The following is a 13236-nucleotide window of genomic DNA, read 5'->3' on the forward strand; positions in this document are numbered from 1 at the left end:
TTATGTCAAAAATTTTGAAATATAAAAAAGCTTGCAAAAATTTTTAAATATGATATACTTAACCAGTAAACAATTAACCGGTTAATGAAAAAGGAGTTTAAAATGCGGAAAAAACCTTTTATTATCGTTACTCTTCTATTAGTCATTTTAGCGGTTGTGATAGCTTTTTTATTGGCAAAAGATGGAGAGAAGAGAAGTCATGGTAAACTTGATGTGGTCACAACCTTTTATCCTATGTATGAATTTACAAAAAATGTTGTTGGTGATCAGGGCAAAGTGTCTCTATTGATTAAAGCAGGAACAGAAGTTCATGATTTTGAACCTTCAACCAAGGATGTGACAAGGATTCAAGAGGCAGATGCTTTTGTTTATGATTCTGACAGTATGGAAACTTGGGTTAAATCTGTTAAAAAATCTGTCAATACCAAAAAAGTGCCATTCGTTAAAGCAACAGGTAATATGATTTTAGCACCAGGAGTAACAGAAGAAGAACATGATCACAAAGGGCATCATCATGCTTATGATCCTCACGTTTGGCTGTCACCAAAACGTGCTATTAAGTTAGTGGAAAATATCCGTGACGCTCTTTCCAAAAAATTCCCTCGCCGTGCTAAAATCTTCAAGAAAAATGCAGCAAACTATATTGACAAACTTCAGACTTTGGACAAGGAATACTCAGAAGGTCTTGCAAATGCCAAACAAAAATCTTTTGTTACGCAGCATGCGGCCTTTGGCTATTTAGCGCTTGATTATGGCTTGACCCAAATTCCAATTACAGGTTTAACAGCTGAGTCTGAACCTTCAGCTAAGCGTTTGGCAGAACTTTCTAAATACGTTAAAGAATATGGCATTAACTATATTTACTTTGAGGAAAATGCTTCATCAGCTGTTTCTAAAACTTTAGCTGATGAAGCTGGTGTTAAAACAGCTGTGCTTAGTCCGCTTGAAAGTTTAACACAAAAGCAAATGGATGCAGGAGAAAATTATTTCTCCGTAATGCGTGCTAATCTAAAAGCTTTGAAAAAAACAACAGATTCTGCCGGTAAAGAAATCAAACCTGAAACGGATAGCGACAAGACAGTTGCCAATGGTTATTTCAAAAATAAGAGTGTCAAGAATCGCAAACTATCTGACTGGTCAGGCAAATGGCAGTCTGTTTATCTTTATTTAGAAAATGGAACTCTTGATAGTGTTTGGGAGTATAAGGCTAAATCTAAAAAAGATATGACAGCAAAAGAGTATAAGAGTTACTATGCTGAAGGCTATAAGACAGATGTTGAAAAAATTACCATTGATGGTAAGAATAAGACCATTACTTTTGTGCAAAAAGGTAAGAAACATCGATACACTTATCAATATGTCGGTTATAAAATTTTGACTTATAAAAAAGGAAATCGTGGTGTACGTTATCTCTTTGAAACCAAGGATAAAGGGGCTGGAGAGTTTAAACACGTTCAGTTTAGTGACCATGGCATTAAATCACAAAAAGCAGAGCACTTCCACCTTTTCTGGGGCAGCGAAAGTCAAGATAAGTTATTGGAAGAAATGGAAAATTGGCCAACCTATTATCCAGCTAATTTGACAGGCCAACAAATTGCTCAAGAAATTGTCGCTCATTAATAACTTTTAGCTAAAAGATAAAGAAATAGTCTTTCATGATTGTATGAAATCATGGAGGGCTATTTTTTATATACTTTGCAGAATGAAACTTGCTTATTTTCAGAATATTTTATAAACTAAATGCCTAAACAAAATTTTTTTCCGAAAGGATGGATATAGATGACAAAAAAAGAAGTTGGTCATAACTTTCTGGCTCGTTTAGGCAAGAAACGTTTACGTCCCGGTGGAATTACAGCCACCAATTGGTTAATAGAACAAGGACAGTTCAGTAAGGACAGCCACGTGTTGGAAGTCGCTTGCAATATGTGTACAACCTCGATAGAACTGGCGCAAACTTACGGCTGTTCAGTTGAAGGTGTAGATAGGGATCCTAAGGCCTTGGAAAAAGCGCGTGCTAATATCTGTGAAGCAGGCTTGGATGAATTGGTTCATGTGCAGCAAGCTAACGCTATGAAACTGCCTTTTCCCGATGATTCTTTTGATATTATTATTAATGAAGCCATGTTGACCATGTTAGGCGATGAAGCCATGTTGACCATGTTAGGCGATGAAGCCAAGATTAAGGCTATTAAGGAATATTTGCGTGTTTTGAAACCCGGCGGACGTCTCTTAACGCATGATGTTTCTTTTACAGAAGAAAGGATGGGAGAACAATTAGCAAGTTTGCGGCAAACCATCAATGCTAATGTTGAGCCCCTGCATGTTGCTAACTGGCAAAAGTTGTTTGAAGAGCAGGGCTTCTCATCTGTCAAACTGAATTATGGTAAAATGACCCTTATGTCTATTCCAGGAATGATTAAGGATGAAGGGTTTTGGGGAACGCTGAGAATCACTTACAGAGGTTTGAAAAAAGAAAATCGTCAGCAATTTCTAAAAATGTACCGTTTCTTTAATAAAGCAGGAAAAGATTTGACCTATATTGCAGTTTGCAGTACAAAATAATATACTAGAAGTAGGTTAAAAATTTATTAACGGAGCTAAAAGGAAGGAGTTTTTATGGCCTATATTGACAAAATTCAGCACAGTCAAGTATTAGACTTAAAAGCAGAAGTCCCAATTGAAGAAGAGCAAATACTCAGTAAAACCTTGGTTCAACGAAAAGACTTGGGCATGACTGTTTTTTCTTTAGATAAAGATCAAGAAATTGGTCGCCATTCTTCACCCGGTGATGCTATGGTTAATGTTTTAAGTGGTTTAGCTAAAATCACTATTGATGAAGAGATCTTTGAGGTAGCAGCTGGTCAGACCATTGTTATGCCAGCTAATATTCCGCATAGCCTGTATGCAAAAGAGGCCTTTCAAATGCTGCTAGTTGTTGTAAAGCCAGAGGTGGATCATGATTGAAAATCTCTTCGAACTGGTTAAATATCATGAGGGACAAATTGCCAGTCGCTCATTGAATAAAAAGTTGGAAATAGAAAACCCTATTACTCTCTATGCTATGCCAGCTGGTGAGTCTATTAGCAATGAAAGCAGCAAATTAGCCAAATTGATTCAGGTTTTAGAAGGCAGCCTGCAAGTAGAAATAGCAGGAGAGAAGCATATCCTTAACCAGCAAGGCTTGATTAGCATTGCTGCCAATCAGATACACAATCTCTATGCCCTTAAAGACAGTAAGGTGTTACAGATAGAAGTGGAATCATAAAAGAAACTTATTATAAAGAAAAACCTCGCTTCGGCAAGGTTTTCTTTCTTATTTGAGACCGTATTTTTGTTGAAACGATCGACACGTCCATCTGCTTGTGTGAATTTTTGACGTCCTGTGTAGAATGGATGTGAGTCAGATGAAATTTCAACGCGGATAAGTGGATAAGTTTCGCCTTCAAATTCAACGGTTTCTTTTGACGTCTTAGTCGAACCGCTGAGGAATTGGTAACCCGTTGAAGTATCCATAAAGACAACTGGACGGTATTCTGGATGAATATCTTTTTTCATTTTAACAATTTCCTTTCTGCCATAGCTCTTTTCGAGCCATAGTTAATAACCACTTCATTTTAACAAAAAGTTGACGACTGACAAGCTTTTTATACTATTTTAGCAGATTTTTTAATTCCTGATAAATGTCCTCATTTTCTGCCAAACTATAAGAATTGGCACCACTTGCTAATGGATGGCCGCCGCCAGCATGTCTTTTGGCAACTTCATTGATGACAGTCGACTTGCTGCGCAGGCGTACGCGGTAATGCCCATCTGCTTGTTCCACAAAAATAGCCCAAATTTGAACACTGTCAATTTTTCCTGGGCTGGAAACGATAGCAGATGTTTCAGCGTCAGTCAAATCAAATTTCTTCAAGATTTCTTGACTTAAAATAATACGTGCTGCACCGTTTTTATCAATTTCAAGATTTTCAAAAACGTAAGCTTGTAATTTGGCAATTTTATAAGGGAAAGAATCCATTTGACGTGCTAAGGCAGCAAAATCAAAGTTATATTTGAGGAGCTCACTGGCAATGATAAATGTTTTTGATGTTGTTGCTGGATAAAGAAAGCGCCCTGTATCACCAAGAATCCCTGCATAAAGCAAACGGGCTGCTTGAACTGAAAGTTTCAGTTGATTTTGCAGGGCGAAGTCAGTGATGATTTCACTAGCACTAGAAGCTTTGGTATCAACATAAGGTAAGTCACCATAATGGTCTTCATCGGGATGGTGATCAATTTTAATAAGAAAGTTACCATTTAAATAGCGTTGGTCGTCAATACGCGGACGATTAGCTGTGTCAACAACGATAACCAAAGCTCCTTCGTAATCCTTATCAGATACGTCATCCATTTGAGCCAGCCAAGAAAGGCTAGGTTCATTATAACCTGTTACTTTCACCGTCTTTTGGGGGAAATTGCTTGTAATCACTTCTTTCAAGCCGACCTGACTACCTAGTGCGTCAGGGTCTGGTTTCATATGGCGGTGAATAATAATGGTGTCATAAGCTTTGATTTTAGCTAGAATAGTTTTGAAAGCAGTCATAAATTCCTCAATTCATTTTTTTATATTATACCATAGAAAAAGCCAATCTTAGAAAGGATTGACTCTTATTTTTATTTGATGGCTTTATAATCAGCTTCCAATGCTCGCTTGACAGCTGGACGCTGAGCGATTCTTTCAGTCCATTCTAATAAGTATTGATAGGTGTCTAAAGCGAGAAATTCATAAGCTCCCTCATAAAGGGCATCTTGTGCTAAACGTCCATACCAAGACCAGATAGCTATATCGGCAATGGTATAATCTTCACCGGCAATGTAGGGCTTATTAGCTAATTCGTTATCCAATAAGTCCAATTGACGCTTGGTTTCCATAGTAAAACGATTGATAGGATATTCTAATTTTTCAGGAGCATAGCTGAAAAAGTGACCGAAACCGCCGCCAACAAAGGGAGCAGCTCCCATTTGCCAGAAGAGCCAGTTAAGAACTTCTGTTCTTTGTGCCCAATCTTCAGGAATAAAATGGTTAAATTTATCAGCCAAATAAAGTAAGATAGAGCCAGATTCAAAGACGCGGACAGTTTTTTCATTAGACTTATCCAAAAGAGCAGGAATTTTGGAATTGGGGTTAATGGCAACGAAATCAGAACCAAATTGGTCGCCATCCATGATTGAAATTTTGAAGAGATCATAATCTGCTTCTTTGACACCAAGTTCGCGTAACTCTTCCAACATTACGGCTACTTTGAGTCCGTTAGGAGTTCCTAATGAATAAACCTGTAATGGTTTATCTCCTTGAGGTAGTTTTTGGTCAAAACGACTGCCAGCAGTTGGACGATTGATAGCAGAAAATTTTCCTTGGTTGCTTTCCTCAGCTGACCAAACTTTTGGTGGAATATAGTGAGACATTGTTTCTCCTTTCAAATTTTAAGATATTTTCAAAATATAGCACAGAAAAATGAGAAAATCAACTGAAATGTGCTATGATAGATAGCAATAGAAAGTGGAGTCTGATAATGAAAAATACTTTACATGATTTAGTAAAGACCGAATTACACTGCCATTTGGATGGGTCTCTATCATTTGAGACTATTCGAGAATTAGCTGAAATGGCGAATATAGCGCTGCCTGAATCAGATAGTGAACTTGCAAAATTGGTCACTGTTCCTGAGGATTCTGAGACCTTGATTGATTATTTAAAAATCTTTGATTTTATCCGACCACTGTTACAGACACAAGAAGCACTTAGTTTAGCAGCTTATGATGTGGCTAAGCAGGCTGCTGCTGAGCATGTACTTTACATTGAAATTCGCTTTGCTCCAGAACTATCTATGGATAAGGGATTGAGCGCTGTTCAGGTAGTTGAGGCGGTTGAAAAAGGACTGCAAAAGGCTCAAAGGGATTTTAATATTGTTGCCAAGGCTTTAATTTGTGGGATGAGACAGTCCTCAAAACAGTTGACAAGAGAGATTTTTCGTCAAATTAACCAAGCCAAAGGTTTAGCATTTGCAGGCTTTGATTTTGCAGGAAATGAACATGATTTTCCGCCAGAAGAAATAGCAGATCTCATTCGTTTCACGCAAAGATTGGATCGTCCCATGACTTTTCATGCTGGTGAATGTGGCTGTCCTACCCATATTACCCAATCAATTGCTTTAGGGATCAAACGTTTGGGGCATGTCACAGCTATCTGTGACCATCCGGAATTGATAGCAGACTTTGTTGAGAATGAAGTGACAGCAGAACTTTGCTTGACCAGCAACCTTCAGACTAAGGCAGCCAAATCTCTAGCGGAATTTCCCTATCAAGAGCTCTATGAAGCTGGCGCTAAGATCACAATTAACACAGATAACCGTACTGTCTCCAATACCAATTTAACGAAGGAATATCAGTTATTTGTGGATTATTTTGGAACCAGTTTGGCAGATTTTTATCACTTTAATCAAAATGCGATTGAGGCTGCTTTTGCCTCTGAAGCTGAAAAGGCAGAGCTTTTGACTGAACTGAAAAAGGCCTATGGACAGATTGATTAAAATTTTTAAAAGTCAAAAAACTGTGTTATAATCAAGTTATTATTATTTTGGAGGGGATTATGGCTTTCGCTAAGATTGTTTTTGCTAGTATGACAGGAAATACGGAGGAAATTGCTGATATTGTTGCTCAGAAACTTGAGGAATTAGGACATACGGTTGATGTTGATGAATGCACCACTGTTGACGCTGATGAATTTCAAGATGCTGATATTGCTATTGTAGCAAGCTATACTTATGGTGATGGCGAGCTTCCTGATGAAATTGTCGATTTTTATGAAGATTTGCAAGACTTAGATTTATCTGGGAAAATCTATGGTGTTGTTGGTTCAGGAGATACCTTCTATGATTATTTCTGTAAGGCTGTTGATGATTTTGACATGGCTTTCAAAGGAACAGGGGCGACAAAAGGGGCAGAATCTGTTAAGGTTGACTTAGCGGCAGAAGATGAAGACATTGAAAATCTCGAAAAATTTGCCCAAGAAATTGCCGAAAAAGCAGAATAAGTTATCTTTATCCATGATAAAAGTAAAGTAGTTCTTAGTTTAGACTGTTTTACTTTTTTGTTTTATAACTGAATTTTCATAAGAAAAAGAGTATAATGAAAAAGAAAACGAATTCTTTCAGTGTTAGTAGGTTTACTTTTAGATATGAGGTGAGGCAGATTGAAAAATAGAGATTATGCTTTTGGCTTTCACGATAATGTTAAGCCTCTTTACTCAACAGGTAAAGGGCTCACAGAAGAAATTGTTAGAGATATTTCCGAAATCAAAAACGAACCTCAGTGGATGCTGGATTATCGTTTGCATTGTTTGGAACTTTTTTACAAGTTGCCCATGCCTAAATGGGGTCCAGATTTGTCTGGTATTAATTTTGATGATGTTATTTATTATCAGAAACTTAGCGGTCAGCCTTCTAGAAGCTGGGATGATGTGCCTGACGATATCAAAAAAACGTTTGAGCGTTTAGGTATTCCCAATGCAGAGCGTCAGTTTTTATCTGGTGCAGTAGCCCAATATGAGTCAGAAGTGGTTTACCACAATATGAAAGAAGAATTTGAAAAAATGGGCGTTATTTTTACTGATACAGATACGGCCTTGCAGGAGTATCCTGACCTTGTAAAAAAGTATTTTGCGACAGTTGTTTCGCCTGCTGAACATAAATTTGCAGCTTTAAATGGCGCTGTCTGGTCAGGCGGAACGTTTATCTATGTTCCAAAAGGAGTTCAATGTCAGATTCCTGTGCAAACTTATTTTCGTATTAATGGAGAGAATGCTGGTCAATTTGAACGTTCGCTCATGATCATTGAAGAAGGCGCTTCTATTCAATATATTGAAGGCTGTACGGCTCCAACCTATTCAACCAATAGTTTGCATGCAGCGACTGTGGAAATCATCGTTAAACGTGATGCCTCATTTCGTTATACAACCATTCAAAATTGGTCTGATAATGTCTATAATCTTGTTACTGAAAGAGGCACAGTAGAAGAAAACGGAACCTTAGAATGGATTGATGGTAACTTAGGCAGCAAGGTTAATATGAAATACCCTTGTTCGATTTTAAATGGCAGGCAGGCTAGAACCTCTGTTTTATCTATGTCTTTTGCTAATTATGGTCAGCATTTGGATGCAGGCTGCAAGGTTTATCACAATGCTCCGCGGACTTCAAGTACGCTGATTTCTAAATCAGTTGCCAAAGATGGCGGTAAAACCGATTATCGAGGTTCTGTTACTTTTGGAAAAAACAGTGCTGGTTCTAAATCACATATTGAATGTGATACAATTTTAATGGATGGTGAGTCTAGTTCAGATACGATCCCTTTCAATGAAATTCACAATTCAGATGTTTCTTTGGAGCATGAAGCAAAGGTTTCCAAAGTGTCTGAAGAGCAGCTTTATTATATTATGAGCCGTGGGATTAGTGAGGAAGAGGCAACCGCTATGATTATCAATGGTTTCATGGATCCTATTACTAAAGAACTTCCAATGGAATATGCTGTAGAATTAAATGCACTCATTAATATGAGTATGGAAGGATCGGTTGGTTAGAAAAATCTTGTTAAATAATGAACTTAGGAGTTGGAAGACAAGTATTCTTAAGCTCCTAAGCTATATTGTTTGCTTGGAAGGCAGAACAGTAGTTCGATTTACTGACAAGTATACAAATGCTTATCGTCGGTTGGTCAAGGTGATGGTTTATAAAGTTTTGTGAAAGCTTCCACCGGATTCTAATTGTCTTAAACATTGCGATTATATTGCTTGTTTTTTCATGTTTATATGTAAATTTACTGTCAATCGTATTCATTTTTTATCATTAGCGCATAAGAGAAATTTTAGGAGTTAGGAAAACCTCTTGATGAAAGGGGATGAATTGAAAAAGAAGCTTGAATTTTCTGTTGCTTTCTTTTATAATAGGCAGACAATACAATATGATTTATTAATGCTATTTAATTCGTTTTAGAGAAATACTATGAAGAGAATACATGTAAGATATAAGCAAATTAGACGCTTTTTTCTTTTACTGGGACTTGTGATTATTGCTACCTATGTAGCCTTTGTCCTCTATCGCTATTGGGATCATTGGCTTCTTTTAAGCAATCCCCAAAAAGCGATAGAGGATTTTGAGCAGCAATTTCGTTCGGAAAATCTCTTTAATTTTCTCGTTTTAACTGTTTTAACGAGTTTGACAGCCGCCATTCCTTTTTTGTCTAGTTCTGTTTTATCTGTTTTTAATGGGGTGGTTTTCGGACCGTGGATTGGTGTTTTGATGAATATCATAGGGAATATTTTAGGACATTTTTTTCTGATTCAGATGATGTCACGTGTTTATTTGACTGAAAGAGACAGTAAATTTAATCATCATCTTGAAAGACTCTCTCAAATAAAAAATCCGTATCTTGCTCTGACATTGGGCTATATGATACCTTTTATTCCCTCTTTTTTAGTTGATTATACGGTTCTGGATACAAAAATACCTTGGCACCGCTGGCTGCCTTGTCTCACCTTAGGTGTTATACCAACCAGTATCCTTTATGCATTTGGAGGTCATGCTATTATAGCTGGAAATATGAAACAATTAATGCTGATTGTTTTACTTGTACTGATATTACTGGCTATTTATAAACGATTTGAAAAAAAGAAAGGCTAGAAGCATGGTCTTTTTTTGCTATAATTTAAGTAAAAGGAGAGGCTATGGACTTACAAGCAATTAGGTCACAAATTGATGATGTAGATAAAGAATTGGTGCAGTGTTTAGAAAAAAGAATGACTTTGGTTAGTCAGGTTGCTGATTATAAAAAAGCAACTGGGAAATCAGTCTTAGATATAAAGCGTGAACAAATCTTGCTGGAAAAAGTAGCAGACCTTGTCGTCAATGACACATATCGCTCCACCATTTCAGCTATCTTTGCTGATATTTTAAAACATTCTAGGGATTATCAAAGGGGAGTATTAGATGGGGATTAATATCAAGTCTTTTCTTGATTTAAAGAAAAACAGTCATCTGTTACTCATCTCGGGGGCAGCTATTTTAGTTGGTTTGTTGGTTGGCATCGTTGATATGATTTTTGGAATTGTCTTAAATACTCTAACTGCTTTTCGAGAGACGCATTTTTTATATTTGATTCCTTTTCTTTTTTTAGCAGGTCTTTTGATTGTTTTTATATATGATCATTTTGGCGGTAAAAGTATCAAAGGAATGAGTTTGGTTTTTGATGTTGCTGATGAAAGAGAAGTGACTATTCCTAAAAGATTGGTTCCGTTAGCTATTTTTTCCACTTGGCTAACTCATCTTTTTGGTGGCAGCGCTGGTCGAGAAGGAGTGGCTATTCAGGTAGGAGCAGCTTTATCTCATGCGTTTTCACCTGTTTTTAAATTTGAAGAGTCTTCTAGAAGTTTTTTGATTATTGGAATTGCTGCTGGCTTTGCAGGTTTATTTCAAACGCCCATGGCAGCCATATTATTTGCCCTTGAGGTCCTTGTTATTGGCCGATTGGAATTATCAACCTTATTACCCACCAGCTTAGCTGCTTACACTGCCAGCTATACCTCTCAATTGTTGGGGTTAAAAAATTTTACCCATCTTATTAAAGTTCACATGACATTAAATCCTGTCTTATTTGTGAAATTTGCTTTATTAGGTATTATCTTTGGTTTAGTTGGAACATCATTTGCTTACTTACTGAGAAAAACAAAATTAAGTTTAATATTACGCTTTAAAAGACCCTATCAACGTATTATGATCGTAGGACTTTTACTAAGTGTCTTGTTGACTGCCGCTGGTATGGGGCGTTATTCAGGGCTGAGTACTGATTTGGTCACTGCTAGTTTTGCTAAGGGAACAGTCTATCCTTTTGATTGGCTGTTTAAATTAATTTTAACAGTATTAACCTTATCAGCAGGTTATCAAGGTGGCGAAGTGATGCCTATGTTTACCATTGGTGCAACGCTTGGAGCGGTATTGGCCCCTTTATTTCATTTACCAATAGCCTTTGTTGCAGCTTTGGGTTATGCTAGTGTATTTGGTAGTGGAACCAGTACCTTTTTAGCACCAATTTTTATCGGTGGTGAAATTTTTGGCTTTGAAAATATTCCTTACTTTTTTATTGTGGTTTGTTTTGCCAGTATTGTTAAAAAACAAATCAGTGTTTATGGTGCACAAAAGGTGACTGCTTAATATCACCTGATTAATTAAAAAGAAGAATCCTATTGATAAGATAAGTATCCTTTTCTTATCACGTATTTTATAAAAAGAAAGCATTATGATTGAAAAAAAGATTAAAGAAGCAAATGGCCTGTCTTACTCTATTTTGCTTTACTTAGCTTTTATGGGATTGCTAATTGGTGTCCTTGTAGGTCTTGTTGATACTGTCTTTGGACGCGTTTTAATCTATTTGAGTGCTGTTAGAGATGCTAATCCTTGGTACTGGCTGCCTTTTTTGGGAATCGCTGGTTTAATAATTGTTTATTTATACCAAAAGTGGGGTGCTAAAAGCAGTAAGGGGATGGGGTTAATATTTCAAGTAGGTTTTGAAGAGGAAGACCATATCCCTAAACGCCTCATTCCCATGGTTATTGTCACAACATGGCTGACTCATCTTTGTGGCGGCAGCGCTGGCCGTGAAGGTGTTGCTGTTCAACTAGGGGCGACAGTTTCTCACTGGTTTAGCCGATTATTCCTTTTTCCCAATAAATCGCGTATTTTTCTGCTTACAGGGATGGCGGCAGGTTTTGCAGGTTTATATCAGACACCCATGGCAGCTATACTATTTGCTTTAGAAGTATTAGTTCTTGGTAATCTAGGACTTGCTGCTTTGGTTCCAATGACCATTGCTTCTTTTACGGCTAGTTTGACCTCTCATAGTCTTGGTTTAGAAAAATTTGCACATACCTTGTCAAGGACAATTTCTTTGACACCGACTGTTTTTATTCAGTTACTTATTTTAGGACTTATCTTTGGTTTAGCAGGCAATTTATTTGCTTTTTTATTAACTTGGTGCAAGCAAGTGCAAGCACGTTTGCTTCCTAATCCTTATAGACGTATTTTTATTGTCGGCTTGCTGCTTAGTTTACTTTTTCTAGTCCTTTATCAAGGACGTTATTCTGGTTTGGGGACTAATCTGATTTCTGCTAGCTTTTCTGATGGGAAAATTTATGTCTATGATTGGCTGCTAAAGCTTTTTCTAACAGTTATAACTCTGGCAGCAGGTTTTCAAGGTGGAGAAGTGACGCCTTTATTTGCTATCGGTTCTTCTTTGGGCATTGTTTTAGCAGGCATTTTTCATCTGCCTTTAGAATTTGTGGCAGCTCTGGGCTATATTTCTGTCTTTGGCAGTGCAACTAATACCTTCTTAGCTCCAGTTTTAATTGGTGGTGAAGTTTTTGGTTATCAGAATTTACCAGCTTATTTTATCGCAGTTACCTTTGCTTATGTTGTTAATCGTAAGCAGTCTATTTATGCACTTCAAAAAATTAGAGATTAGGGAAAAGTAGCTTACTCTTTTTGAGAACGCAGCATTCTTAAAAATTGAGACACATATAAAAGTTGTTTTCGGTATTTTTTAATAACAGTAGCAGCTGTTCCAGCTTAATTAATGGATTTTCAGCTTTCTCAAAAAATAAGACACATACTGTTAAAATATTTTCCTTTACAATCAAGATGAAATTTGTTACAATATCTTTCGTGTGTAATGGACGCACAAAAACGGCTAATCCGCTGAGACAGAGCGCTTATGATTAGTAAGAGAAGGAGAATAAAAAAATGAATCCATTAATCCAAAGTTTGACCGAAAGTCAACTCCGTACAGATATTCCTAACTTCCGTCCTGGTGACACTGTTCGTGTTCACGCAAAGGTTGTTGAAGGAAACCGTGAACGTGTCCAAATTTTTGAAGGTGTTGTCATTTCCCGTAAAGGTCAAGGTATCTCAGAAATGTATACTGTTCGTAAGATTTCAAGCGGTGTCGGTGTTGAACGTACTTTTCCAACCCACACACCACGTGTTGAAAAAATCGAAGTAACTCGTCATGGTAAAGTTCGTCGTGCTAAATTGTATTACCTCCGCGCATTGCAAGGTAAAGCTGCACGTATCAAAGAAGTCCGTCAATAGGAACAGTCTATTAGATTGTCTAGATTGAAGAAATGGTTTCTTCAATCTTTTTTATTGACAAAAT

At 37.1% G+C, this 13236-nt stretch carries 14 protein-coding genes and 1 pseudogene; 12 read left to right on the forward strand and 3 right to left on the reverse strand.

Features of this window, described 5'->3' with window-relative positions:
* The first annotated feature begins 102 nt into the window (after positions 1–102).
* The 4 genes from SRT_RS03875 (at position 103) to SRT_RS03890 (ending at position 3265) form a co-directional block, all read left to right on the forward strand.
* Entirely contained in the window at positions 103–1620 is a 1518-nt protein-coding gene (locus SRT_RS03875) for a zinc ABC transporter substrate-binding protein AdcA (protein ID WP_128833106.1), read from the forward strand.
* Between the two features lie 159 nt (positions 1621–1779).
* On the forward strand, positions 1780–2562 hold the full coding sequence (locus SRT_RS03880) for a class I SAM-dependent methyltransferase (protein WP_128833107.1): 783 nt from the start codon (positions 1780–1782) through the stop codon (positions 2560–2562).
* A gap of 54 nt (positions 2563–2616) precedes the next feature.
* Positions 2617–2964 (forward strand): cupin domain-containing protein, encoded by a 348-nt coding sequence (locus SRT_RS03885; RefSeq protein WP_128833108.1) that lies wholly within the window; start codon positions 2617–2619, stop codon positions 2962–2964.
* A complete protein-coding gene (locus SRT_RS03890) occupies positions 2957–3265 on the forward strand; it encodes a cupin domain-containing protein (protein WP_128833109.1) in 309 nt (102 codons plus the stop codon). Before SRT_RS03885 ends, SRT_RS03890 begins: the two co-directional genes overlap by 8 nt.
* A gap of 48 nt (positions 3266–3313) precedes the next feature.
* Here the strand turns inward: SRT_RS03890 and SRT_RS03895 are convergent.
* The 3 genes and pseudogenes from SRT_RS03895 to yghU form a co-directional block, all read right to left on the reverse strand.
* Positions 3314–3555, reverse strand: a pseudogene (locus tag SRT_RS03895) (type B 50S ribosomal protein L31).
* Between the two features lie 94 nt (positions 3556–3649).
* On the reverse strand, positions 3650–4582 hold the full coding sequence (locus SRT_RS03900) for a DHH family phosphoesterase (RefSeq protein ID WP_128833110.1): 933 nt from the start codon (positions 4580–4582) through the stop codon (positions 3650–3652).
* Between the two features lie 71 nt (positions 4583–4653).
* Positions 4654–5445 (reverse strand): glutathione-dependent disulfide-bond oxidoreductase, encoded by a 792-nt coding sequence (gene yghU, locus SRT_RS03905; protein WP_128833111.1) that lies wholly within the window; start codon positions 5443–5445, stop codon positions 4654–4656.
* A 74-nt stretch (positions 5446–5519) separates the two neighbouring features.
* On the opposite strand from yghU, the gene add reads away from it, so the two are divergent.
* From add to rplS, 8 genes are all read left to right on the forward strand, one after another.
* Complete coding sequence (gene add / locus SRT_RS03910; RefSeq protein WP_128833112.1) at positions 5520–6569, forward strand: adenosine deaminase; 1050 nt, start codon at positions 5520–5522, stop codon at positions 6567–6569.
* A 59-nt stretch (positions 6570–6628) separates the two neighbouring features.
* A complete protein-coding gene (locus tag SRT_RS03915; RefSeq protein WP_128833113.1) occupies positions 6629–7072 on the forward strand; it encodes a flavodoxin in 444 nt (147 codons plus the stop codon).
* A gap of 159 nt (positions 7073–7231) precedes the next feature.
* The gene (gene sufB, locus SRT_RS03920) at positions 7232–8614 is read left to right on the forward strand and encodes a Fe-S cluster assembly protein SufB (protein ID WP_128833114.1); all 1383 of its coding nucleotides are present in this window, start codon (positions 7232–7234) and stop codon (positions 8612–8614) included.
* 421 nt (positions 8615–9035) lie between these two features.
* Positions 9036–9713: a TVP38/TMEM64 family protein gene (locus tag SRT_RS03925; protein ID WP_128833115.1), complete on the forward strand. Its 678-nt coding sequence runs from the start codon at positions 9036–9038 to the stop codon at positions 9711–9713.
* A gap of 44 nt (positions 9714–9757) precedes the next feature.
* Positions 9758–10030, forward strand: coding sequence for a chorismate mutase (locus SRT_RS03930; RefSeq protein WP_128833116.1), 273 nt, complete (start codon positions 9758–9760; stop codon positions 10028–10030).
* Positions 10020–11240, forward strand: coding sequence for a chloride channel protein (locus SRT_RS03935; RefSeq protein ID WP_128833117.1), 1221 nt, complete (start codon positions 10020–10022; stop codon positions 11238–11240). The genes SRT_RS03930 and SRT_RS03935 overlap by 11 nt, the downstream gene beginning before the upstream one ends.
* 85 nt (positions 11241–11325) lie before the next feature.
* Positions 11326–12546, forward strand: a complete 1221-nt coding sequence (locus SRT_RS03940) for a chloride channel protein (protein WP_128833118.1) — start codon at positions 11326–11328, stop codon at positions 12544–12546.
* 278 nt (positions 12547–12824) lie between these two features.
* Positions 12825–13172, forward strand: a complete 348-nt coding sequence (gene rplS, locus SRT_RS03945; RefSeq protein WP_002263158.1) for a 50S ribosomal protein L19 — start codon at positions 12825–12827, stop codon at positions 13170–13172.
* Positions 13173–13236 lie beyond the last annotated feature (64 nt).

The organism is Streptococcus troglodytae (genome assembly GCF_002355215.1).
Taxonomy (GTDB): Bacteria; Bacillota; Bacilli; order Lactobacillales; family Streptococcaceae; genus Streptococcus; species Streptococcus troglodytae.